18 protein-coding genes and 2 pseudogenes are annotated in these 23,101 nt (G+C 69.5%); 6 read left to right on the forward strand and 14 right to left on the reverse strand.

Annotation, left to right across the window (positions count from 1 at the left end; translation table 11 throughout):
* Nucleotides 1–441: 441 nt before the first annotated feature.
* Nucleotides 442–4,122, forward strand: coding sequence for a fibronectin type III domain-containing protein (locus HS041_RS29275; RefSeq protein ID WP_196444054.1), 3,681 nt, complete (start codon nucleotides 442–444; stop codon nucleotides 4,120–4,122).
* Between the two features lie 737 nt (nucleotides 4,123–4,859).
* Here HS041_RS29275 and HS041_RS29280 read toward each other — a convergent pair.
* Together HS041_RS29280 and HS041_RS29285 are read right to left on the reverse strand one after the other, a co-directional pair.
* Nucleotides 4,860–5,972 carry an ABC transporter substrate-binding protein gene (locus HS041_RS29280; protein WP_196444055.1) on the reverse strand — a complete coding sequence of 371 codons (1,113 nt, stop codon included), beginning with the start codon at nucleotides 5,970–5,972 and terminating at the stop codon, nucleotides 4,860–4,862.
* Nucleotides 5,932–6,342, reverse strand: coding sequence for a hypothetical protein (locus tag HS041_RS29285; RefSeq protein ID WP_196444056.1), 411 nt, complete (start codon nucleotides 6,340–6,342; stop codon nucleotides 5,932–5,934). Before HS041_RS29285 ends, HS041_RS29280 begins: the two co-directional genes overlap by 41 nt.
* A 25-nt stretch (nucleotides 6,343–6,367) precedes the next feature.
* On the opposite strand from HS041_RS29285, the pseudogene HS041_RS40230 reads away from it, so the two are divergent.
* Nucleotides 6,368–6,775: pseudogene (locus HS041_RS40230) on the forward strand (helix-turn-helix domain-containing protein); the annotation flags it as partial.
* Between the two features lie 298 nt (nucleotides 6,776–7,073).
* Here HS041_RS40230 and HS041_RS29295 read toward each other — a convergent pair.
* Both HS041_RS29295 and HS041_RS29300 read right to left on the reverse strand, forming a co-directional pair.
* Nucleotides 7,074–8,027, reverse strand: coding sequence for an NAD(P)-dependent alcohol dehydrogenase (locus tag HS041_RS29295; protein WP_196444057.1), 954 nt, complete (start codon nucleotides 8,025–8,027; stop codon nucleotides 7,074–7,076).
* 613 nt (nucleotides 8,028–8,640) lie between these two features.
* Entirely contained in the window at nucleotides 8,641–9,075 is a 435-nt protein-coding gene (locus tag HS041_RS29300) for a TetR family transcriptional regulator C-terminal domain-containing protein (protein ID WP_307845527.1), read from the reverse strand.
* Between the two features lie 700 nt (nucleotides 9,076–9,775).
* On the opposite strand from HS041_RS29300, the gene HS041_RS29305 reads away from it, so the two are divergent.
* On the forward strand, nucleotides 9,776–10,294 hold the full coding sequence (locus HS041_RS29305) for a hypothetical protein (protein ID WP_196444059.1): 519 nt from the start codon (nucleotides 9,776–9,778) through the stop codon (nucleotides 10,292–10,294).
* A 240-nt stretch (nucleotides 10,295–10,534) separates the two neighbouring features.
* Here HS041_RS29305 and HS041_RS29310 read toward each other — a convergent pair whose 3' ends face one another.
* Nucleotides 10,535–11,095: a DUF1062 domain-containing protein gene (locus HS041_RS29310; protein WP_196444060.1), complete on the reverse strand. Its 561-nt coding sequence runs from the start codon at nucleotides 11,093–11,095 to the stop codon at nucleotides 10,535–10,537.
* A gap of 784 nt (nucleotides 11,096–11,879) precedes the next feature.
* Nucleotides 11,880–12,920, reverse strand: coding sequence for a hypothetical protein (locus HS041_RS29315; protein ID WP_196444061.1), 1,041 nt, complete (start codon nucleotides 12,918–12,920; stop codon nucleotides 11,880–11,882).
* A gap of 386 nt (nucleotides 12,921–13,306) precedes the next feature.
* Between HS041_RS29315 and HS041_RS29320 the strand changes: the two genes are divergently transcribed.
* A complete protein-coding gene (locus HS041_RS29320) occupies nucleotides 13,307–15,835 on the forward strand; it encodes an ATP-binding protein (RefSeq protein ID WP_196444062.1) in 2,529 nt (842 codons plus the stop codon).
* A 33-nt stretch (nucleotides 15,836–15,868) separates the two neighbouring features.
* A pseudogene (locus HS041_RS38805) lies at nucleotides 15,869–15,982 on the forward strand (DDE-type integrase/transposase/recombinase); the annotation flags it as partial.
* A gap of 13 nt (nucleotides 15,983–15,995) precedes the next feature.
* Here the strand turns inward: HS041_RS38805 and HS041_RS29325 are convergent.
* The 5 genes from HS041_RS29325 to HS041_RS29345 form a co-directional block, all read right to left on the reverse strand.
* Nucleotides 15,996–16,421 (reverse strand): hypothetical protein, encoded by a 426-nt coding sequence (locus tag HS041_RS29325; RefSeq protein WP_196444063.1) that lies wholly within the window; start codon nucleotides 16,419–16,421, stop codon nucleotides 15,996–15,998.
* Between the two features lie 90 nt (nucleotides 16,422–16,511).
* Nucleotides 16,512–17,339 carry a hypothetical protein gene (locus HS041_RS29330; RefSeq protein WP_196444064.1) on the reverse strand — a complete coding sequence of 276 codons (828 nt, stop codon included), beginning with the start codon at nucleotides 17,337–17,339 and terminating at the stop codon, nucleotides 16,512–16,514.
* 330 nt (nucleotides 17,340–17,669) lie between these two features.
* A complete protein-coding gene (locus HS041_RS29335; protein ID WP_196444065.1) occupies nucleotides 17,670–18,368 on the reverse strand; it encodes an SMI1/KNR4 family protein in 699 nt (232 codons plus the stop codon).
* Nucleotides 18,369–18,576: 208 nt separating this feature from the next.
* On the reverse strand, nucleotides 18,577–19,113 hold the full coding sequence (locus tag HS041_RS29340) for a hemerythrin domain-containing protein (RefSeq protein ID WP_196444066.1): 537 nt from the start codon (nucleotides 19,111–19,113) through the stop codon (nucleotides 18,577–18,579).
* A 311-nt stretch (nucleotides 19,114–19,424) separates the two neighbouring features.
* A complete protein-coding gene (locus HS041_RS29345) occupies nucleotides 19,425–20,057 on the reverse strand; it encodes a TetR/AcrR family transcriptional regulator (RefSeq protein WP_196444067.1) in 633 nt (210 codons plus the stop codon).
* A 60-nt stretch (nucleotides 20,058–20,117) separates the two neighbouring features.
* Here HS041_RS29345 and HS041_RS29350 point away from each other — a divergent pair, with 60 nt between their 5' ends.
* Nucleotides 20,118–20,408, forward strand: a complete 291-nt coding sequence (locus HS041_RS29350) for an antibiotic biosynthesis monooxygenase (protein ID WP_196444068.1) — start codon at nucleotides 20,118–20,120, stop codon at nucleotides 20,406–20,408.
* Nucleotides 20,409–20,639: 231 nt separating this feature from the next.
* On the opposite strand, the gene HS041_RS29355 is transcribed toward HS041_RS29350, so the two are convergent.
* The 3 genes from HS041_RS29355 to HS041_RS29365 all read right to left on the reverse strand — a co-directional run bounded on the left by HS041_RS29355 (nucleotide 20,640) and on the right by HS041_RS29365 (nucleotide 22,984).
* Nucleotides 20,640–21,398: a MerR family transcriptional regulator gene (locus HS041_RS29355; RefSeq protein WP_196444069.1), complete on the reverse strand. Its 759-nt coding sequence runs from the start codon at nucleotides 21,396–21,398 to the stop codon at nucleotides 20,640–20,642.
* Between the two features lie 10 nt (nucleotides 21,399–21,408).
* Nucleotides 21,409–22,293 carry a DUF2268 domain-containing putative Zn-dependent protease gene (locus HS041_RS29360; RefSeq protein ID WP_196444070.1) on the reverse strand — a complete coding sequence of 295 codons (885 nt, stop codon included), beginning with the start codon at nucleotides 22,291–22,293 and terminating at the stop codon, nucleotides 21,409–21,411.
* Nucleotides 22,294–22,516: 223 nt separating this feature from the next.
* Nucleotides 22,517–22,984: an RICIN domain-containing protein gene (locus tag HS041_RS29365; RefSeq protein WP_196444071.1), complete on the reverse strand. Its 468-nt coding sequence runs from the start codon at nucleotides 22,982–22,984 to the stop codon at nucleotides 22,517–22,519.
* Nucleotides 22,985–23,101: the final 117 nt, after the last annotated feature.

The following is a 23,101-nucleotide window of genomic DNA, read 5'->3' on the forward strand; positions in this document are numbered from 1 at the left end:
CGTCTACCGCAGGGGTGGACGACGCGGGGGCTCCTTCGAGCACCCCTCGTTCGGCTTCCCGGGGTTCACCTTCCGGGCACGAGGGGCGCGCAGCCGCTCAGGCGCATCAACGTCTCCCTGGTGCGGCTGACCTGGTTTCTTCCGGAGCTCGGGCGTTCCTGGAGGACGTCGTCCACGTAGGCATCGGCCTCTCGTCGGAGCGAGGCCGAGCGGCTGCGTGACGAGCCGGTCGAGGCGTGCTGCGTATACCGCCGAAGGTTGACGACGGAAACACGGCTACCGTGCGGGGTGGAAGGAAGTTCCACTCCTCGGTTGATCACTACGAAGTGCTGCCGCGCTAGGGTCGGCGCCACACGTCCGCCCCCTCATCGCCGGATGGAGACAATGCACGCACCCCCCCTCCGCCGTCACCAACGAACACTACGCACGGTGATGGCTTTAGTGCTGACGGTATCCGCGCTGGCGCTGCCGTCAGCACTCCGCTGGAGCCAGGCGAAGGCGGAAACGCCGCAGTCGGCTCCCGGCGAATTCTTCCCCACGCGCGGCAGGGCACTGGACAACGTCGAGATCGCGGCTGGCTCCACCAGCACCGTCCGGGTCGTCGGCGTCGGCGCCGTGCCCTGGTCGGGCGTCGGCTCGATCGCCCTGAACATCGCGGCCAAGGGCTCGACCGGAACCGGCTCGATCGTCGTCTACCCCTCGGGCGACGCCGAGCCGGCCGCCACCGCCGTGAGCTACCGGAAGGAGGTGTACGGGGGCAACCTGGTGACGATCAAGGTCGGCGCCGACGGCAACGTCAAGGTCGCCAACAAGGGGCCGGGTCCTGCCCGGGTCTACCTTGACGTCCACGGCTACACCCTCACCCAGGCCGGAACCACCGTCGGCAGCACCTACGTCCCCCTGCCGCCCGCACGCATCGCCAACGCCGTGACGGTTCCCGCCAACGGCAACTACGAGCTGTCGCCGCTGGGCAAGGGCGGCGTGCCCGCCTCCGACGTCGAGTCGCTGGCCTACACCCTGCGGGCGAAGGCGACCTCGACCGGGACCCTGCGCGCCTACGCGGCCGGAGACATCTGGCCGGCCGACGCCACGATCGACTACGCCGGTGGCTTGGCGCTGCAGAACTTCGCCATCACCAAGATCGGCAGCGGCGGCAGGATCAACATTCACAACCTTGGTTTCTCCCCCGTCACCGTGTGGGTCGACGTCGCGGGGTACTTCACCAAGAACAAGCCCACCGGCCCGACGCTGCGCGGGGTCCAGCCCTCCCGCCTGGTCGCCAACGCCAGCATCGCGGCAGGCGCCACCTACAGCCTGGCCCCGCTGGGCAAGGGCGGCGTTCCCGTAACGGGCGTCGACGCCGTCTCGGTGAGCCTGACGGCCCAGAGCACAGCCGCCGGCGCCCTCACGTCCTACCCCTCGGGCACGACGGCGCCCACCACCCACACGGTCGGCTTCGACGCCAACGTCCGGGCGACCGCATCCACCGTAGTCAAGCTCGGCGCGGACGGCAAGGTGCTGATCCGCAACACGGGCACGGCCGCCGCGACCGTCAGCGTCGCCGTGTACGGCTACTTCCGCGAGGGACTTGGCTTCACCATGCTGGAGGCCGTACCGTCCGACTCGACCTGGGCCGAGGGCACACGAGTCAACAGCACCACCCCGACGCTGTCGGCGCTGGCCTCGTCGATCGGGGCCGACCCGGTCACCTACACCTTCGAGGTGGCCCCGCTGCATACCGACACCCCCGTGGCCGACGGCACGGCGGCGTCGGTGCCCGCAGGCGACGCAGGCGTCTGGAAAGTGCCCGCCAACGTCCTGAGCAACCCGGGCGCCTACCGCTTCCGCGTCAAAGCCGCCGACGGCCAGGACGACATCTGGTCCACCTGGCGATGGCTCCTCGTCGATGCGCCTCTGGTGCCCGCATCGCTCGCCACGTCGCTGGAAACGCCCGAGCAGCCCGTGCTCACCGGAACCGTCAACCGCCCGTCGGGCGGACCCGTCACCGGCCGCTTCTACCTGCACGACCAGGCCGGAAACCCGGTGGGCGCCAGCCCGCTGGGCAGAGGCGTGGTCAAGGGCGGAGAGAGCGTGAGCCTGCGGCTGCCAGAGGACCTGGTCCAGCCGGGCAAGACCTACACGTGGCGGATGGACGCCTGCGTCGGCGACGCCTGTAGCCCGCCGACGTCTCCGGTGTCTTTCACCGTGCCGCAGCCCGCACCGGCTCCGCAGACTACCCAAGTCAGACTCGGACCCGACAAGATTAAGATCACTGGTGCCATGACCGGGGACAAGGCGTGCAACGGCGCCCCGTGCCCGCTGGCCGAGGCCACCGCCGTCAACCTGGGCGGCACCGGCGACCAGCAGCAGCTCTCCGTCGTCAAGCTGGACTTGAGCTCGCTTCCGGCCGGGGCTCGCGTAGTCGGCGCCACCCTGGAGTTCGGCGCCGCCTCATGCGGCGCCTCATGCCCCACCACGGCGAAACTCGCGGGACACGAACCCAAGCAGACCTGGACCGGCGAGCCCACCGGCACCGAAGCGGCGTCGAATCTGCTGCCCGAGGCGGTCGATGAGACCACCCAGCTGAACGGAGCCAAACTCAACCTGGGCGGCCTGGCGACGCTGTGGCGCGAGGACCAGAACGACGGACTGATCCTCAAGCTCGCGGGTGATGCGCTTCCCCCCATCAGCTACCCGGGGTCGGGCCTGTCGGCGACCATCGACTACGTCCCCGCGACGGCCCCCGGAGCCCCCGGCGGCATCAGCTCCCTGGGAAGCGACAAGTCGGCGCAGCTGACGTGGAGTCCTCCGCAGGACACCGGCGCGGCTCCCGCCCCGGCCGCGGACGGAGCCGACCCCGATTCCGTCATCACCGGCTACGACGTCCACGTGCTCGACTCCGGCGGTCATGTCGTCAACACCCTCGCCACCACCAAACCCGAGGTGACGGTCACCGGTCTGACCCACGGAACCGGGTACCGGTTCAGGGTACGCGCCCGCAACGCCTACGGCACAGGTGAGTGGACCGCCGGCGGAACCGTAACCCCGCAGGCGGTGCCGGGCGACGTCGCCGCATACACCGAGGCGGTCAAGCAGTTCGTCATCAGCCGTGAAGGCTTGATGGAGAACCGCTACGACAGCGCCGACGAGGCGGTGAAGGCCAGCACCCAGGGTGAGCTGTTCCGCGACCTGCTCAACACCCTGGCCGGGGGCATCCTTCAGACACGGCAGGAGGCCGCCGAGGTCAGGGCCGCCCAGCTGAGCACTACGCTCAACGTCCCCAAGGTGTTCGTCAGCTACTCCGACACCGATAAGACGGTCACCGTCCGGGCCACTCTCACCGGAACCACCGTCTACGCCAACGAGGCGGGGACCGCAGCCGAGGACCGCACCAACAGTGACTTCGTCGAGGTGAGCGATTTCGTCTTCACCCTGCCGGGGGCGCCCGCGGCCCGTGCAGTGGCTGCCGCCGACCCTCAGGAGCCGACTCTGACATCGGTCAGCCAGGAGGGGACCGGCAACGCCATCCAGATCAACGCCTTCACCCCCGGGCAGGAGGCCGAGCAGACGATCGACGATAGCCACTTCATCAACGTGGACGCGCCCGCCGCTGCGGCCCGCGCCGCCGATGACGGTGCCCTCAAGGCCCAGGCCCGCGTCAACCACAGCGGCATCGCCAGCTGGGCGCTGAGAAACGTCGGCATGCGGCACCAGTACAGGGACAACTGCGCCAACTTCGTCTCCAAGGCCGTCCGCTACGGCGGCGGCGCCAAGAAGTACTCCGGCTGGTACCGCAACCGGATGTACTGGTGGGAGAACTCACTCAACAAGACGTGGAGCTGGACCGGCGCCTACTACAACTACGAGCACTTCGGCATCAAGCGCAAGCGCGTCTACTGGGAGCCCAACTTCTACCTGGTGGAGCTCGGCGACGTGATGTACTGGCGTCACCGGTCCTGGTCCAAGATCGGTCACGTCTCGATCCTGACCAAGAAGACCCGGAACGACAAGTACGGCATCTACTACACCCACCACAGCAACGGCCGGGGACAGGCCAACAAGCCTTTCTGGCCGACGGCCAGGGACTATCCCCAAGTGGGGTTCGCCTACGTCCAATGGTGATCCGGACGCGCCTGATGACCGTGCCGGCCGGGGGAGTGCTGCTCGCAGCCGCGGCCGCACTGCTCCTGCGGCCAGGTGATCGGGTCCCGGCCGCCCGGTGTGACGATCACCGGCGAAGGTGACGTCGCGCTGCGGTTGAACGATCTGTCCCGGGTCGGCTTGAACGCCCGCCCGGGACAGGTCGGTCAATGCGACCTGATCGCCGACACGCTGATCTCGGCGGTCAGGGATACGGTGTCTGCCGCGATTCACTCCCCGGCTTCGCCGAAGCGCCGGCGGCGTGGAGTGCCTGCTACGACCATACGCGCCCGGCGGGCGCTGTGGCTGTATGCCGATGCCGTGCGGGACGCGGTCAAGGAGGCCGACCTCGAGGGCGGGGCCGCGGCCCGCACCCCTTCAACAGCGTGGCGGCGCTGCGCTTCATCCAGGAGCTGTACCCATCGCCAACCGATCAGCACAGGAAACGGCCGGATTGCGTCCACGGAAGCGGCGCCTCCCTGGCGTCCGCGGTCCGACACGGAAAGACGCCACTTCGCCGGATGCGACCCGGCCTCGGTACGGGCCCGGCGTACGAACCGGCCCGGGACCTGGTCCAGGGAGTGGTGGCCATGACCAGGCACTTCCGTCACCGCCCCCGGTGAAAGCGCCTGCTCCGGTGGCCTTGACCGCCCTGGCCCACCCCGATCCGGCGCCCGGCGAAGAGGGTGTGATCGGGGCAGTCGCGCCTCCGCGCTCTCTCAGCCGGTATGGAGGATCCGAAAGCGATCGGGTTCCGCCGGATCTCGATCAACGACTTGGATCGGCGTCCAAGCCCATTGCCAAACGCTGACGCCTGGCGTGCGGGAGAACCGGATCTGCCCGCGGGTGCCTTCGACTGCGACGCGTGGCCAGGATTCGGCGATGCGCGCCCGGTCCGCGCCGTGAGAACGCAGCACGTCGGTGAGGACGGTGACCGTGTCGTAGCCCTCGAAGGCGACGAAGGAGGGCGCTTCGGCCAGCCGCTCACGAAGGGCCGTCTCGACTCGTGCACCGAGTGGGCTGAGGCGCTCGGGCAGGTAGCGCAAGAACGGGATCGCGGCGCTGTCGTCGCCCAGCAACCTCGCCCATTCGGCGAACTCCGGTTGCCCGGCCGGAGCACCGATCATGATCTCGGCGAGGCGCTGGTCGCGGCGGACGGACCTGACGATCGACACCGCCGGCTCCGGGTGGCCGACCAGGAGAAGGAGGGCCGTCGCCCGATTGTCGGCGAGTTCGTCGCACACGGCGGTGGGGGCGAGCGCGCGCATGTCGAGTTCGATGACGGTCCCGCCGCGTGGAGCGAGGTAGTCCCGCAGAATGCGGGCCCCCGATGACCAGTAGACACTCGATTCGGCCGCTACGGCGATTCTGCTGTGGCCCGCGCTGAGGAGGAAGTCTGCGTAGACCCGCCAGCTGTGGGACTGTGCCGGGGCGAGGCGCGCGACCCATTGCGTCGGCTGTTCGGTGAGCGCGTCGAGAACCGCTGACGAGCACAGGAACGGCAGGCCGAGGACGTCGGCCCTGGCGGCAGCGGCGCGAGCGACGACGCTGTGATACTCCCCCGCCAAGGCGGCCACGCCCAGGCGGGCCAATTCGTCGACGGCCGCAGCGGCCCTGTGCGGATCAGCCGCGGTGTCTCGGACCACCAGCTCGAGCGGTCTTCCGACGATCCCGCCGGCGTCGTTGACGTCGCGAACGGCCAGCTCGAGTCCGGCGAGCACGTGCCGGCCTGCCTGTACCCAGCCAGGCCGGGTTAGCGGAACGAGAGCGCCGATCCGGACGGCTGATCCGTCAGTCTGCTCCACTCCAGGTGGCGATGGTGGCGTATTCATGCGTTGGCGTCTCCCGTCCGACGATGCGGTTGTAGTTGGCCCGGATCGAAGAATGAACGTCGGTGGCGCCGAGAGTAGCCGAGTCGGGAATGACCAGCTTCGGCGCCCGGCCCGTGACCGCTTCAGGGAAGACGGCGACAAACCAGCCACCGCCGCCTCCGCTCGACAAGGCCGAGAGGACGGCGTGAGGCGCCTGCTCCTGTTCAAACGACGATCGATCGAACGACTCGTCGTCCGGCGCGGCGCGGGTGACGATGTCCCCGTTGTCGGTGAAGGTCACCAGGCGCAGGAAAACACCAGTGCTGTGACCGGAAACGATCACCGGGTTGGCGTGTAGGACGTCCCGGCCGGTTGGATGGGCGCTGATCACGTTCGATCAGCACTCGGAAGGCCAGGTGACCCAACCGGTCAAGGTCCGCAGACCCACCGACCAAGAAGGACAGAAGCTGCAGCGGATCGTGCGACGGGGCAGCACCAGCTCGGTGCGCTACCGGCGGGCGATGATGCTGCCGGCCTCGGCCGGCGGCAACACCGTCCCGGTCATCGCCCGCCTGGTCGCCGCCGATAAGGACACCGTGCGCGATGTGATCCACCGTTTCAATGAGATCGGGCCCTTGGGCATCCGGCCCACCGCCGGGACGGGCTGGGCACCGCAAGGCAGGCCGGACCGGCTACCGGCCACCTACCGCCGCACCCAGGGCGTGCGCTCCTTCCACGGCTGCTACTCGGTCGGCGATGACCTGCTGTGGGGCGTCAACCGGGCCCGCAAGGGCATCGACCACACCTGGACCGCCCTGAAGTCGAGAGGATCCGGAGCATCCTCGTCGGTGAGACCAAGCGATCCTCGCCGAACGCCGTCAGCAGCGGTTGTTCTTCGCCATAGGTGCCGCCGTTTCCATCCCGGTCGGTGTCGCCATCAACCTGCTTGTCCCCTGACCAAGGCACGCGAACACCAACCTAAGGGGTACTGGTAAGAAACGTGTCAAGCCCCAAACAGCGTTGATCTTGTGGCTCGTCGATCCAGGACCGCCGGGCGGTAGAGGTCATCGGACGCACCTCTGCCAAGACCCGGTGCAGGGTGTTGATCTCGGCGTCCCGGGGTCAATCAACCGTGATGACGAGCTTTCCGGGTGCGTTGCCCGCCGCCAGGTCACCCACTGCGGTGGAGGTCTCCGCCAGGGGGTACGTGCGCCCGACGGCCGGTCGCAGGGTCCCAGCCTCGATGAGATCGCGCAGCGTGTCCAAATCGGCGGTGCGGGTCAGCGCGATCAGCGCGTCCAGGCGCTGGCGCGTGAACGGGGTGATCAGTCGGGCGGCCAGCAGCCGGCCGAGCCCGCCGAACCACCGGCCGCCGCCCTCGCCGCCGACGATGACGAGCCGGCCGCGCTCGGTGAGCAGCCCGCGCAGCAGGGCCAGCGGCCGGATGCCCGCAATGTCGATGATCAGATCGTACGCCCCGGTGAGCGGCTCGCGCGTGTAGTCGATGACGGCCTGGGCGCCCAGCGACCGGGCGAGGTCGGCCTTGGCGGTGCTGCACACGGCGGTGACGTGGGCGCCGCCGGCGAACGCGAGTTGCGTCGCGAAGCTGCCCACTCCGCCGCCGGCACCGATGACCAGTACCTTCTCGCCGGCGGTGACCTGGCCGACGGACCGCAACGCGGTCACCCCCGACGCGGGTACGGCCGCCGCTTCGGTGAAGCTCAGGTTGGCGGGCTTGCGGGCGAGCTTGCCCGGGCGGGCGAGCGCGAACTGCGCGTACGCGCCGGTCGCCGCGCCATACACCTCGTCGCCGGGGCGAAACGCGGTCACGTTGGCGCCGACGGACTCCACGACGCCGGCCACGTCCATACCCGGCACGCGGTTGCGGGGCCGGCGCAGGCCGAAGCCGAGGCGGCCGATGAGCGGCAGGCCGGTCATGACGTGCCACACGCCGTAGTCGACGCCGGCCGCGTGCACCCGGATCAGCACATCGTCGGCGCCGGGTGTCGGGGTCGGGACCTCGCCGAGGCTCAGCGCGTGCGGCGGGCCGTACTCGTCCTGGACTATCGCCTTCATGAGGGGTCTCCTTCGGTGTCGGGGTACTGGAAGACGTCGTCGAGTCCGTCCCGGAAAACCCGGGCGATGCGGAATGCCATCCCCAGGGAGGGGGAGTGGCGACCCTTTTCGATCGCGATGACGGTCTGGAGGGGACGCCGACCCGGTCGGCCAGCTCGGCCTGGGTCATCTCGTCGCGCGCGAACCGCAGGGCCCGGATCGCGTTGGTGGGCCACGATCGCGGCGGCGACGGCGCCACCGATGGTCCACAGCAGAGTTCTCGCGTAGGCGACATCGGCGGGAGGGGTCGTCGCCGACCCGGCCCAGGGCGGCCGCCATGGAGATCGTGTACGCGCCGCCGGAGACTGTGATCATCACCCAGGCGCGCTTTTCCTCGAAGGCCATGCCCGCTCCTCATGTAAAGCAAGGCTGACATCAACTAATGTAAAGCGACTGAGACACCGTGTCAAACTTTATTTACACGCATGGTCGGCGACGCCATGGCGTCCGGCGCGGCAACTGTCCTCGCCGGTGTCCACCAGTGGGAAGGAGCAGCAGGACCGATCTCAGCAGGTTCCCGGGCGGGGCTTCGGGCCACCGGAATCCTTCTCCGCGGAAGGTCGCCGCGCCTCGGTCAGCAGGCGCAGCTCTTCACGGACGATTGTGCGGATGCCCTGCGGGTGAAGTTGCGGGAGTAGGCCGCCGTCTGCAGCGTCAGACCGTCCATGAACACATGGAGCCGCGCTGCCTGCCGTTCCATGCCGGCATCGGCGAACTCCTTTCCGATCTCGGGCGACGGCGTGTCGTGACAGGAGGCGACCGCGAGGCGGCAGATGTGGCGTTCGCCCGCCCATCCGGTGCCGCGCAGCTCCGCCAGGGACTCATCGACGCGCGAGCGCACCCGACACGCCAGCCACACGTCGACTTCGACGCGGCGGTCCTCGTCCAGCGGAAGGAGCTCTTCGAGCATGAGCTGGGCACGCTCCAGGCCCGGCAGGTCGGCGTGCAGATGTCCGGCGATGCGCGCGGCGGCGCTTCTGCCGATCGCGTGCGCGGCGAAGGCGAGCAGACCGCGCTGGTTGTCGAATCTGTCCCTGCAGGGGAGCGGGGAGTGTCCTGCGAAAGTTCAGCCCGAATACCGCGAAAGTTGCGAATCCCCCGGCGGGTTACCGCGAGAAGGAACCCATGATTACCGCCTCAGCTTGACGACCTTTACCGGCATCGCTCATAGCGTGAGGACGGTGTTCGGCAGCAAGGGGAAAGCCATCACCTACCGCACGAAATCCCGTGACAGGGCTCAGGGGGCGAGGAGAAGTGAACCTCATCGTTGGGGACAGGCCAAGGACGGACCGAAGCCGCACTGCGCAGCTCAGCGGCCATGTTGACGACGGGGTGCGGTGGCTGCATGGCTGTGCACGGCGGCCCGGCATGATCGGATAGCGGCACTCGAATCACACTGCCCGCGCGGCCGATGACCGGCTCGCCGGGTGGTTGCCCGGCTCAGGGTATCGGGTTTAGCGGACAGAACCTGGATGTGCGGTTATCGCCGCTGCGGGCTGCACCGTCGGCAGGTACGTGCCCTGTCCCCCATGAACAGACGGTACGGCCCGATCCGGCCGCTCGCCTCGTTGTGCCGGCCTCTCCGGGCCGTGCCTCGAGGCAGAGGGCGGGAATCAGCCCTCACGGCCGGTGCGCGAGGGCTCCTCCACCGAACGCTGAACAGCGCTGGACTGTCCCACGTCCAGGACGACGAACTGAGAGGAAGCACGATGAGACACCTTCGCACCACTATGGTTGCCGGCGCGCTCGCCACGGGCCTTTTCATCCCGACGGCGGCCTATGCGGTCGGCTCCGAGCCCACGCCGACACCCACGTCGGCCGAGGCGGTCTCCGACGCCCAAGATCCTTCTCCCCTGTCGGAGGTGGAAGGTCCCCTGGAGACTGACGCAGGCGAGGTATCGGCTCAGGCCCGCTGGTCCACCATCTGGTACGGCAACAAGAACACCAAGAAGCTGGTCAGCGCCACCCGGTCGGACAGGACCAAGATCCTGCAGATCGTGGTTCAATGCTGGAACGGCGGTGACGGCACGCGGGCGAAAGCGTACTTCCAGTTCAAGCGCGCCGGCATCTGGCTGACCGCGGGTGGGAGCAGCAGCGGTTACTGCGTCGGCGGGAAGATGTACCACCGAATCAGGATCAACAACGGCCGGCCGGGTCAGTTCCGTGCCGTCGTTTCCCTCAGCCCCAAGTCCCACACGATCAACATGTGGGTGCAGAAGTACGCCTGATCCAAGCCGCTGCGGGGGATGGAAAGCTGTCCTGCCAGCCAGGTGATCGGACAGCTGGGCGCGGACCGGCTACAGCCGGTCCGCGCCCAGGTCGACCAGGAGTGCCCGCCTCTCAGGGTGGAGCTCGCCCCCGCGCGGCGGTGGCCGCCCTGGGCGACTCCATACCGCCGGAGCCGCCGCTGGACGAGGCGTATTTCGCACGGATGCTTGAGGGGACCGCGCGCCGCGGCCGGATTCCCGCTAGTCCCCGGCCATCACGGTGAAGGTGAACCCGGCGCTCGTCGGACGGCGCAGCGGGATGTCGCACTTGATCCGGCGCAGCACCTCGTTCCTGCTGAGGCCGAGCCCCTGCGCGATGAGCCGCTCCGGGCGCACCGGTACCGGATCCTCGAAGACGACATCCACGTGGACCGGCCACGCCTCGTCGGACCGTACCGACGGGGTGTCCAGCCGCCAGGCCCCCTCCCAGTCCAGGGTGAAGCGGTTGCGCCGGGCGAGGAGCGGATCCAACAGCTTGGACGCCACCAGCCCCGGATCGTCGGCGTGGTAGCCGTCGAGCTCGGCCGGATCGAAGGATCTGACCGGAGCCCGCTCGTGCACGGTGAGCTTGCTCGTCCGGTCGCAGGACACGCAGCGGACCAGCAGCCACACGTCCAGCAGCTTGCCGTTGGCATTGACGCGGAACCTGCCCTCGCCGGTGGTGGCCGACTCCGACCGACAGTCCACGCACCGCAACGACAGCAGAGGCAGCCTGGTCCGACGAACGACCCAGGGCAGCACAGTATGAGGTTGTGAAGACATGATCTCTCTAGACCTGACACGAGGCCGATTGCGCGCGGCCTCGAACGCTGTATGACCGGGCGCACACGGGCAGCCCGGCGGAGCCGACGGGAGGGTCGGCTTGAAGGTGAGCGGAAGAAGGCGTCAGGTCTAAAGAGCAGGCGGGGTCACGCGGTTTTGTCCTCTGTCCTCACTGCAACGGGGCCGTGGGCAACCTATGGGAACGCGGAAGGGAGGCTCAAACGGTTTTCCGGCGGGCGATGGTCCCTGTCGCTTGAGTTCACGCCGAGCAGGTCGCCGTCGTCGACCGAGTCTTCGGGCAGCACCGCCAGCTGCCGCCCGCATCGGAGCGCTGGATGAGGCAACGCACCACGTGCCGACCCGCTATCGCCACCGGCCGATCGGTCGCTGCTGAAGGGCCGACGCCTGGAGGCCAGGCCTACGCGGCCCGATACTTCCGGAGCGCCGGGGAGAGGCGAGGCGGCCCCGAAGCTTCGGATACCGACCGAGCCGTATCCGTTTTCGCCCGATCTCCGGGAGTCCAGGTTGCGGAAACCCCGGTTCCTGCGGGTTCGGAAGGACACGGACGCGATCGGCCATCCACATTAGCTCGTGCTCCATGGGTGGATTGACCCGCGCGGACAGGTCGCGGGCTTCTTGCAGCGATCGGAAGCCGACGCCGTGGCGCGGCGGCGCAGGCAGTCCAGCGCCTTGCGAGCTCGGCGCGGTCGGTGAAGATCCGGATGCAGCCGGCCTCGGTCAGCTGGGTGGTCGTCGAGCTCTTTTCGGGGAGCGCTGTTCCTGGTCACGAATCGAGAAGCGCCTGCACGATGAGCTGCAGGATGAAGAGAAGCAGCGAAAAGGCAAGTCCGCCGGACAGGCCCGCCCAGAACAGTGCTCGATCCGCGTCGGCCTTGAGCGGGATCGACACGAGCAGGGCCGTCATGGGCTTCTCGCAAGTCAGCCAGCGAAGCCCGGGCCCGTCGAGCGGCGGAGCCGCGGCTTCCAGCCGGTCGACGGGCCCCAGAGGCCCCAGGTCCACGGTGCACTCGGCGTCGGCGGAATACGTCGTCCCCAGCCCATGGGGCGAACCGCTGTCGAAGTCCCGGACCATGGCGGAAAAGTCCTCCCGGTCACCGGTCCGCACCGCGAGCGAGGGGATGGCGAGGGCCGTCCAACTGCCCTGCTGTATCACGGTCGGCCCGGCCAGAGGCCATCCGACGCTTCCGTACAGCCGACCGGGGTCCTGACCGTCCGCGGAGCGTCCAGGACAGGCCGATCCGCGAACCAGCAGTTCCTCTGCGGTGCGGCGCCAGGTGTTGCCCTCGATGACGACGCCCTGATCAATGAGCCGTGGCTCGGGAGACGCCAACCGCGCGGAGCCGTACAGGCTGACCACGTAGGGAACGCAGGCGGATCTCCACACGCGTGGGTGTATCTGCAGGAAGAGCCTCATGCTGTAGCGGTCAGGGGTCAGGTTCATCTGGGCGACGACCGCTTTGGGCTCGACGCCCTGGACGTCGGGAGGCACGTACACCGTTACGGAGCCTTCGGACGTCAGCCGGGGCGGTTGCACGGTCGCGATGGCGTACTGACCCCACGCGATGCATCCCATGCCGATGCTTACCGCGAGCAACGGGACCCCGACGCCGATCAATAGCCCGGACCTGCGGATCCGAGACGCCACGGTCGTCGGCTGCGCCGGCGGAGAGTCGTCGACGACGGGTGGCGCGCATGGCTCGCTCGGCGGTGAAGCGAACCGGAACCGCCGGATCATGGCGAACACCGCTACGGCGACGGCGAGGAGCCACACTCCCAGCCGGCTGCGGCCGACGCGTTTCCGCACTTCCTCATCATAGATACGGCAAACAGTCACCGGCCGGTCTCTTCACAGAAGACGGGGGCACCTCAGAATCCCGGCGGTCACGGACCTGCGTGTGGAACCCCGGCAGCCGAGGCCCTGCACCTGCGCCTGTTCGCCCCGGCTCACCTGCCGGGGCCCTGAAATCGCCCGGGACGCACACCGTGCAGCCGGTGCCGCTCACTCGAAGTTCCACCTCAGGGTGAGGAGAAGGCCGCGCTGAAGCCTGCGTCGCAGACCCGAAACTTTTGATCTTGGAGGGGGCGGATCGCCCGGCGCTGCCGGGTGCGTAACGTGGCTGGTAGGCGAGGGTACGAACCCAGGTGTACAAAGGGCCGACAAGGGGCCGGATTCGCGGGGGAGATGAGACCATGCCGGCGACAGATCGCATCCAGGACACGCGGCGGCTGCGGGTGCTGCACGCCACCGGCCTGATGGAGGCGAGCGAGGTGCCGCTGCTGGATCGGGTGACCCGGCTGGCGACCCAGTGGCTGCGGGCGCCGGTGGCGATGGTCTCGCTGATCGACGTCGACCGCCAGGTCGTGGTCAGCGCGGCCGGGCCCGCCGACCGGCGGCAGGCAGGGCACAGTCCTTTGTCGCAGTCGATGTGCCAGCGCATCGTGGTCGACGATGCGCCGCTGACCGTGGCGGACGCGCGGGCCGATGCGCGCTGGCGCGCGGTCGAGGCCGTCTCCGGCGGGCAGCCGGCGGCCTATGCCGGAGTGCCTCTGCGGTCCGGCGGCGGTCAGGTGCTGGGCGTGCTGTGCGTGATCGATGATCAGCCCCGGCAGTGGAGCACCGAGCAGCTGGGCACGCTGGGGGATCTGGCCGCGATGGTGGAGGCGGAGATCGAGGCGCGGCTGGCCCGAGCGCAGGCGGTGCTGGACCGGGTGCCGGAGGCGGTGATCTCCTTCGACGTCTCCGGGGCGGTGACGGCGTGGAACGCCGCGGCCGAGCATCTGTTCGGCTGGTCGGCCGCCGAGGCCGCCGGCTGTCAGGCCGGTGCGCTGATCAGCCCGCAGCGGCTGCGTTCGGACTGGGAGCAGATACAACGCCGGGTGCGGGAGGAGAGCGGGTCGTCTCCGCTCGGGCAGCGGCTGGAGCTGACCGCGGTCGATCGGTCCGGGCGGGAGTTCCCCGCCGAGATGATCGTGCAGGTCGACGCCGAGCAGGACGGGTCGCTGTGTCATGCGGTGCTGCACGACATCACCGCCCAGCGCCGCATGCAGGTTTTGCGTGAAGCGCATCACGCCGTGGTACGGGTGCTGGCCGAGGCCGGCTCCAGTCAGGAGGCCGCCGCCGGCGTGCTGGCCGCCATCACCGGCGCGCTGGGCTGGACCTGCGGCGAGTACTGGCAGGTCCAGCCCAGCCGAAGCGGCATCACCCGCACCGCCTCCTGGCATCGGCCCGGGCGGGACGTGTCGGCCTTCACCAGCTGCGAGCCGCTCACCTTCGCCCGCCGCCAGGGGCTGGCCGGGCTGGTGTGGGACAGCGGCCGCGTGATGTGGGTGGAGGACCTGGCCACCGATCCCCGCAATTTCACCCGCAAGCCCCAGGCGATGCGCGCGGGCCTGCACGCGGCCATCGGCCTGCCGATCCACAGCGGTGACCAGGTGCACGGCGTGCTGGCCTTCTTCACCGACACCGCCCAAGAGGCCGACGAGGACCTGGTCGCCCTGCTGGACAGCATCTGCGCGCATGTGGGCCGCTACATGGAACGCCGCCGCGCCGAGGAACTCGCGCTGGAGCTGGCCGAAAGCCGCCGCCGGTTCGAGCGGATCATCGCCCAGCTCGACGATGATGTGTGGACCACCGAGATCGGGCCGGACGGCTCAAGCCGGACCCTGGTCAGCCCGAACCTGAGCAAGCTGCTCGGCGGCCCGATCCCCGCCGGCGTCGATCCGTCCGAGCTCGTCATGCGCCAGGTCCATCCTGACGACCGCTCGACCATGGCCGCCTTCCAGGCCGCCACCGCCTCGGGCGGGAAGGCTGAGGCCGAATACCGTCTCATCGGCCTGGACGGCGTCACCCGCTGGATCTGGATGCGCGGCATGTCGCGCCGCGAGGGCGACCGGCTGCTGGTCGACGGCATCTCCACCGACATCACCGAGCGCCGCCGGCTGGCCGAGCAGCGTGAGTACCTGCTGGCCCAAGAACAGCAGCAGGTGCGGCGGCTGCGCCAGCTGGACGCGATGAAGGACGAGCTGATGGCGATGGTCACCCACGAACTGCGCAACCCCATCGGCGCCATCCGCGGCTACGCCGAACTGCTGCTGGACAATGAGGCCCTGAGCGGCGAGCAGCGCTCCTTCGCCGACGTCATCGACCGCAAGAGCACCCACCTGCAGCGCCTGGTCGACGACCTGCTGGACCTGGCCCGCCTGAAGGCCGGCGGCATCGGCATCGATCCGCGACTGGTCGCGCTGACCGGCCTGCTGCGTGAGGCCGTCGACGACCACCGGCCCGCGGCCGCGGCCAAACAGCTGACCATCAGCGCCGAGCTGACCCCGGCCTTGCGGGTGCACGCCGATCCGGTACGGATCCGTCAGCTGGCCGACAACCTGCTGTCGAATGCGATCAAATACACGCCCTCAGGAGGAACCGTCACCATCACCCTCGCCGCCGCCGGCGACGCCTGCGTGGGAGAGGCGGTCGTGCTCACGGTCGCCGACACCGGCATCGGCATCCCGCCCGAGCAGTACGACCGGTTGTTCTCGCGGTTCTTCCGCGCCTCCACCGCGAAAGACGCCGGCATCAAGGGCACCGGTCTCGGTTTGGCCATCACCAAGGCCATCGTGGAAGCACACGGCGGCACCATCACCGCCGCGCCCCGCGACGGCGGCGGCACCGTCTTCACCGTGTGCCTGCCGATCGATTCACCACCGCCCGAGGCGGCTTGACCGACCTGAGCGGCGGCAGGTGAGCCGAACCGGGTCCAGGCCGCCGACGTCACCCATGTGCCGGCCCGGCAGGGCTTCGTCTACCTCGCCGTGGTCTTGGACGTGCGCTCCCGGCGCATCGTCGGCTGGGCGATGGCCGAGCACATGCGCATCGACCCGGTTACGGAGTGGCCGCAGGCTGGCAGGTGTCGGCCAGCCGCTGGGTCAGCCGGGCGGAGAACGCGCCGTCGTCGGTCAGGCGCTGGCGCAGCTGCGCGGCCTGGTCCTCGGTCAGGCCCGCCGGGTAGTCGGGGGCGGCGGCATACGCCTCGGCCATCGCCGCCGGATCGGTGTAGACGGTCGACTGCACCGTGCACAGGTGCGCGGCGGTGACCGACAGGAAGAGCTCCTCGGGCGTCTGCGCGACGGCCGGACCGGCCGGAGCCGTGGCGGCGACCGGCTCGGCCGGCACGGTGCTGGGTGCGACCGGTGCGGCGGCGGCCTGCCGGCCGACCGTGCCGAAGGAGGTGAGCAGGTGGAGGGTGATGGTGGTCGCGGCGACAATGATCGGCACAGCGATGATCAGGGCTACGGTACGGCTTTTCACGTCGGCGGTCTCCTGCGGTGATCGATGCGGGGCGAAGGGATCCGGGCGGCCGGGCCCCGGGGCTACGGGGCCCGGCTCGGCGGATGGGCGTTACTGAACGGTGACGGTGAGTTCGCCGTCGTAGCTGCCGCCGGTGTAGGTGACGTGCACCGGCACGGCGTAGGTGCCGGCGGCCAGGCCGGAGGCGTCCAGGCGAACCGCGGCGAAGTCCTCCCGGGCCACCGCCAGCGCGTTGCCGGTGTGCAGGCCGGCCGAGGTCTTCTCGTCCGGGTAGATGACCTCCAGGCCCCGCGGCGCGGTCAGGGTGAGGCGGAAGTCGTCCACGCCCACCTCGCGGCCCTCAAAGGCGATCTTTACCCAGGCCGGGGCGTCCTTGGTGACGGTGACGGCGCTGGTCTTCTGCACCACCGCCGCGCCGGAGGCCGAGCCGATGGGCAGCGTCGCGGTGAGGCTCTGGCTGCCCTTGGGGCCCTTGCAGTCGAACTTCTGCGTGATGCCGGCGTCGTCTTTCTTGGCCTGGCCGGGAGGCAGCTGGGTGTAGGAGATGTTCAGGGTGACCCTCACCGGCCCGGAGGCGCCGGCAGGGACGGCGAGGTTGAGCGCGGTGAAGTCCATGGCGTCGGTCAGCAGCGCGGAGCTGTCGTACAGCGAGGTGTAGGTGGCGGTGTTGGCCGGGTAGCCGACGGTCAGTCCCGGCGCGGTGGCGGTGACCTTCACATCACACACATCGGTGGTGGCCTTCCACATGGCGCTGACCCAGCCTTGCTGGCCGGGCAGCATCGCCGCCAGGGTCGGCACGACCAATTGCAGGCCGTCATCCTTGACCGCGGCCTGGGCACTGAGAGCGGGGACGGCGACCAGGGCCGCGGTGGTGGCGCCGGCGGCCAGCGCGGCGGCCAGACGAGAGGGGGAACGCATGAGGGTTGTCCGTTTCTTCCATGAACTCCGACCTCCCTTCATCGGCAGGCCCAGACGGCAGGTGAGACGAACCGTCGGAGTTGTGGCCGGACGGGATACCGGTCGGCGCTCTTCCCTCTGGCCGGTGCCCAGTCCACCGAATGGGCGTGGCAGGACCAGTGCCTCACCGGTGCCGGACGGTTGCCGTCGGCGGCTTCGGTCCGATCATGTTCTGGCTGTTTGCGGGTGCGCTCAACCGAGTGGAATGCGCGGGGATGCGGCCGTCCGGTCCAGCCGGACTATCGCTGGATCCTCATCCGCTGGGTCACGGCAGGTTGAGAGCCGGGCCGGTCACGGCCGGGCAGCCGGCCCCCGGCCCTCGGCCGCCTTGAGCCGAAGGCCCGACCGCTCCTGGAAGGACGCGAGCGCATCGGGCGCCGTCGCTCCGACACGTACCGTCGAGGTGATGAAGGAGTAACTGGCCAGGGTCCGGGTCGGCCGGTCGAGGAAGCTCAGCCAGTCGCCGCCCCGGCAGGCTTCCCGCGAGCCGACGTAGCCGAGCAGTGACTCGACGGTCTCCAACTGCCCTTTCCGCAGCCGGCAGGTGGCCTGGTACGGCAGCGACATCACGGCCTGCCGGCAGGCGACGTTGATCAGAAAAGCCGACAGCGAGCGGGACTCGCTGAACCACTTCTCCCCGGGTCCGGTCCGGCCGTGGACGCGCGGGTCGGGCCTGTCGTCGTCGTCCGGGTGCGTGCTCCACTGCGCGGGCCACTGGTTCTCCCCGCAGAAGATCAGCCACCCGCCCTCGACCACGAGGCGCTCGGGGGCGCTCATCCGAAGGGTGTGCTGGTGCCCGTCGGCCCCCATCATCTCCGCGTGCAGCCCGGCCACTGCGTAGTAGGCGCGCAAGGCGTCCGGCAGGCCGATCCCGAGGCGGTCCTCAGCCGCGGCGATCTCGGTGCCGGTACACCCGTTCTCCGGCGTCCACTCGCCGTACGCGGTCGCCATGACGTCTTGGAGCAACTCCTCGATCATACTGTGTCCCACCGTTCGATCCGCCGTCCGCGACGGGCTGCGTCCTGCCGACGGCGATCATAGAGCGCGGACCCGTGAGCGAGATCGTGATGGAGTCCGGGGACGCCCATACGATCGCCGAGGCACGGCACCGGTGACTGTTCGCCCGCTCCGGTGCGCTCGACCGGCAGCAGGAACACGCGTCCGGTGTCCGGATCGGCCGTTCTCCCGGTGCGGACCCTCACCGAGAAGGAGTCCGGGGCTCGTCTTCGTCGTCGATCAGCAGGAACCCGGGCCGGTTCTCGCGCCACTCGGGCACATCCATCGAATTGAGCACGGAGATCAGTTTCTTTTCCTCGTAGATGAAGTGCGTCTGCATGACCGCCGACAGCGCCTCCACCTCCTCGCGCACCTTGGAGGCCGTGGCCGGGTCCGGCTTCTCCGGGAGGGAGTCGAGCAGTTTCTGTAGATTCCCCAGCAGCCAGTCCAGCTGGTTGTGGTCCGTGCGCAGGTCGGAGAGCACCTTGCGCAGCTCAGGGAACTCCTCGGCGATCGCCGGGAACGCGTCTTTGTCCTCGCCGGTGTGGTGGCGCGTCAACGCCGTGCAGAAGGAGAGGCAGTGGGCACGCAGGTCCCGTGGCGGAAGCCCCCTGCCGTCGAAGTAGTCGTCGATGCTGTCCTGGAGGTCTTCCAGCATCTCGCGGAGCCAGATATGCACTTCGAGCAACTGCGTGCCCAGGGCGGTGAGGCGGCTGCCCGCCTCGGAACGTGCATTCATGCTCTTCCTTCGGGTGGGGTACTCGGCCCAGTGTCCCCCAAGCCCCGGTGGCGCAGCGAATTCCGGTCGATCCGCAGCGGTGCTCCATCTGCGGATCAGCCGTCCGGGGTCTGGTGGATGGCTGCGGTAGGGCTGGAGACGCCCATGCATGATCTCGTGGACGAGCTGCGGAGATCAAGGAGGCGGTCCGGCACGGGCGCGGACCCGGCGGCCACGCGGCGTCGCTGCAGTGCCGCCTGCGCCGCCCCGCCAAGACCGCCGCCTACCGCACCCGCCGCCGGGGCTGACCGGCGCAGGCCGGTCCGGCCCGGTCAGGTCTGGCAGAGCTGGCCGCGCAGGGTCTCGCCGACCCAGCCGTCCCAGCGCTCGCGCGACCAGCCGCGCTCACGGACGAACAGGAGGTACAGCTCCGGGCTGAGCAGCCCGTACAGCAGATCGGCGACCTCCTCCACCGGCATATCCGCCCGTGCGCCCGGCTTGCCGACCAGTGCCTTGGCCGCCTCCTGCTGGACGACGTAACGCGGATCGACATCGTGCGGCCACAAGGCGGCGACTTCGGGATCGCTCGCGGCCGCCGCCTCCAAGACCTGTCCGATCGGCGCGACCCGCTGCAGGATCGCGCTCGTGCCCGTAACGTAGGCGCGCAACATGTCCTGGGCGGTGTCGGCGGCCAGGGCCGCTCGGTACCACGGCCGGTCCATCGTGGACACCGGTTCGTCGTCACCGGCGATCGTCACGTCGACCAGTTCCTTCAGCAGGGCGCGCTTGTTTCCGAAGACGAAGTAGATCGTCTGCACCGCGACTCCGGCCTTGTCGGCGACGTCCTGGAGATTCGTCGCGCCATAGCCGTCCCGCACGAACAGCTCGAGTGCCGCCTGCAGGATGCGCCGGCGCGTCTCCTTCGCCTTCTGCGTTCGTTTGCTCGGCTGCTTGACATCACTCATGGCTAGAGTCTATCTCTAGATTCATTCACTAGAAGTCAACTCTAGAGAGAAGGTCTAGCAATGACGGTCATCAGTGTCACCCGCTTCCAGGCCGATCCCGCCGACGCCGCCCAGGTTCGAGCCCGGCACGCGGCCCTGGTCTCGGCGACCAGAGCCGCTCTGCCGGGCCTCACCGAGGCGCGCCTCGGCCGGCTCGACGACGAGACATGGGTCGGCGTCTGGCGTTGGGATTCGGCCGCCAGCCTGGCCGCGGCCCGCCAGACGCTGCCCGGCACCACCGTGGCCGCCGCGGCGTTCGCGGTGGCCCGGGAGGTCACCGCTGACGACATCGAGGTTCTCGACGAGCTCTGATCACCGGCCCCGGCCCCGCAAGCCGGGGCCGGGGTTCCCCGAATCAAGGAGACGACGTGATCGAGATCGAAGCGTTGGCCGAGGTGTACGGTTCTCAGAACCCCGTGCGGACGGCGTTCCGAGAACCCGGTTGCGCAAGAGGTTCTGAGAACGAAACTCAGAAACGAACCGGACGTCCGGCGGGCGGTGACCGGATCTCGCAGAACCGGTCATTCCCGCGAACCGCACGAGCTACATCCGGGTCCGCGCGTACGCCTGCAGTGCGTCCCGGACGAACGTCGCCCCCGCGGCGTCGTCGTACATGCCGGCGAAGCGGGGGTCGTCGACGTACATGTCTCCCAGGCATCTCACCATCTCGATCGAGCGCTCCCGGTCGCCCTCGGCCGTGGGGGTGCCCGGGATCTGGCCCAGCCACCGGACGTGCCGGGCAGCCAGTGACCGGGCGTGTTCCGATGTCGGGGAAACCCCGGCCTTCGCTGCGGCGACCCATGCGGCGACGAGGTCTTCGGCGGCCTGCTTCCAGGCCCGCTGCTGGTCGAGGGTCTTGCCGTGCCACCAGTCGTTGCTCACTTGGAACGCGCGCTCGCCCCAGCGTGAGATCACCTCGTCCTTGTAGCGGTCGTTGAACCCCGCCAACATGACGTCCATCCGCGGTTCCGCCCCCGCCTGCAGGGCCTCGAGCGTGTGACGCACAGACCGGATCTGCCGTTCGATGCGGTCCCGTTCCTCTTCCAGCGCGGCGATGTGGGCGCGGAGCCCGTCGCACGGGTCCACTTCGTCGGCCAGGACCCCGGCGATGGCCGGCAAGCCCATGCCGAGCCGGCGCATGAGCAGGATCCGCTGGAGCCGGGCGACCGCTGTGGAGTCGTAGTAGCGGTACCCGTTCGCGCCGACCCGGGACGGGGCCAGGAGCCCGACGCGGTCGTAGTGACGCAGCGCGCGGCTGGTGATGCCGGCCCTCGCCGCGAGCTCCTGGATCGTCCACTCCATCGTCCCAGTGTCACCCGCGTCGGAGCGTGGTTGCGATGACCTCCGAGCTGTCGGCGTGCAGGGCCTGCGCCGCCGTCTGCCCGGTCGCCGCCAGGTAGGCGTCGGCCAGCCGGTTGCCCGCGGCGTACCCGGCGCCCATCGGCAGCCCCACCGGCGTGAGGCCGAAGCGCTCGGCGCTGGGGTCGCCGTGCACCCAGGCAGTGAAGTTCTGCATGCCTGTCACGTCGAGCCCGGTGAGCACCTTGGCGACGACCTCGTCGTCGTGCAGGTGCGGCACGCCGATGCGGGTGGGGCCGAGCCCGTCGCCGTAGAGCTGGCGGGCGAAGGCGTCGGCCAGGCCCTCGGAGACGATGTGATCGCCGACCGTGACGGTCATCGGGTCCCACACAACCCCGCCCGGGCCGAACCGCAGGTTGTGGTGCAGTTCGTGCACGGCGGTGGCCTCCAGCCGCTCCACGTTCTCGGGGAAGGGCCAGAACGTGATGGCGATGTGGCCCGAGATGCCGCCGAACCCGGTCACTCCCTGGCAGGGCCCCATGAAGTGCTCGTCACCGGGATCGCCGAGCACGAACAGCACGGTGATGTCCGGGGCCTCCAGCCCCGGCCTCGCCTCCAGCAGTACGGCGAGAGCGTCGTCGAGGGCGCGTTGCATCCGCTCCCAGGCTCCGGCCGCCGCCAGGGTTTCGAGCGCGTCGAGGCAACGCTCCTCGTCGCGGTCGACGGGGAACCCGGACGCTTGGAGGTGCATGGCCACCAGGTCGACCTCGCCGGGGTGGTGGCGGTACATGCCCCTGTTGGCCTCCAGCATCGAACGCAGCAGGTCAACGCGGCCCGCGACCGGGGCCAGCAGGATCCGCCTCATGGCGGAGTAGGTGTCAAGAACAGTGATCGACATGGCTCCGATGCTAGAAGTTGACGCAGCGTCAAGGTCAAACCGGCGGCGGCTCGCCTTGCGGGCCGGCCCCGGCGCACCCATGGTCTGCGGGCCGGCATCGCGCGGTGCGCCGACGTTGCGAGACGGCGCACCGGCCAGTGACCGCTCGGCGGATCGGGTGAGTCGCGACGGCTCTCAAGCACGGTCAGGACCGCGTTCACCCGTCCGCCTGGCTCGTCAGCGGTCAGGCTCCCTGGGAGAAGACCTTCCAGACCTGGGAGAGGTTCGGGCCGCCCCACATGCGGGTCAGGCCGAGGAGCTGGTCGTTGGCCTGCAAGTGGGAGGCGATGGACAGGGCGTAGCTGGGGTGGACGACCGAGGCGATGACGTAGCTGTCGGCGCTGGTGTCGACATGTTCGAAGCGCCAGTTCTGGTGCAGGCTGTCGTTGCCCTCACGCAGGGTCACCACCTCGGCGGGGGTGGCGCCGACGGTCAGAGCCCGGCCGTGGGCGGCCGAGCGGATGACGACGGTGCCGTCAGGGTTGCGGCCCAGCGTCCAGCGGTGGCTGGTGGCGTCGGCGAAGGGGTCCTGAGCCCAGGTCTGGACGTGGTTGCCGACGTTGTCGTGGAAGTCGTTGCACATGAAGTAGGTGCCGGTGACGTGGTGGACCATCATCACCGATCCGGTGGGCAGGGCGCTGGCGAGCGGCATGGCTGGCTCCTTTTCCGCGGGGGAAGCGGGGGTGGGGGGTGGCGCCGCAGGCTGCGTCCGTGCGTGCCGGGGCGGCTGGCAGCCGTGAACGGACCGGGCCCGTGTCGTTCGCGGCAG

The organism is Planomonospora sp. ID67723, assembly GCF_015711605.1.
Taxonomy (GTDB): domain Bacteria; phylum Actinomycetota; class Actinomycetes; order Streptosporangiales; family Streptosporangiaceae; genus Planomonospora_A.

Coding starts and splice junctions, on each gene's coding strand:
- HS041_RS29310 (WP_196444060.1), bottom strand. CDS start 11,095: ATGTCTTCACAACCTCATACTGTGCTGCCCTGGGTCGTTCGTCGGACC.
- HS041_RS29295 (WP_196444057.1), bottom strand. CDS start 8,027: ATGAAGGCGATAGTCCAGGACGAGTACGGCCCGCCGCACGCGCTGAGC.
- HS041_RS29340 (WP_196444066.1), bottom strand. CDS start 19,113: ATGAATGCACGTTCCGAGGCGGGCAGCCGCCTCACCGCCCTGGGCACG.
- HS041_RS29320 (WP_196444062.1), top strand. CDS start 13,307: ATGCCGGCGACAGATCGCATCCAGGACACGCGGCGGCTGCGGGTGCTG.
- HS041_RS29350 (WP_196444068.1), top strand. CDS start 20,118: ATGACGGTCATCAGTGTCACCCGCTTCCAGGCCGATCCCGCCGACGCC.
- HS041_RS29305 (WP_196444059.1), top strand. CDS start 9,776: ATGAGACACCTTCGCACCACTATGGTTGCCGGCGCGCTCGCCACGGGC.
- HS041_RS29360 (WP_196444070.1), bottom strand. CDS start 22,293: ATGTCGATCACTGTTCTTGACACCTACTCCGCCATGAGGCGGATCCTG.
- HS041_RS29330 (WP_196444064.1), bottom strand. CDS start 17,339: ATGCGTTCCCCCTCTCGTCTGGCCGCCGCGCTGGCCGCCGGCGCCACC.
- HS041_RS29355 (WP_196444069.1), bottom strand. CDS start 21,398: ATGGAGTGGACGATCCAGGAGCTCGCGGCGAGGGCCGGCATCACCAGC.
- HS041_RS29365 (WP_196444071.1), bottom strand. CDS start 22,984: ATGCCGCTCGCCAGCGCCCTGCCCACCGGATCGGTGATGATGGTCCAC.
- HS041_RS29280 (WP_196444055.1), bottom strand. CDS start 5,972: ATGAATACGCCACCATCGCCACCTGGAGTGGAGCAGACTGACGGATCA.
- HS041_RS29345 (WP_196444067.1), bottom strand. CDS start 20,057: ATGAGTGATGTCAAGCAGCCGAGCAAACGAACGCAGAAGGCGAAGGAG.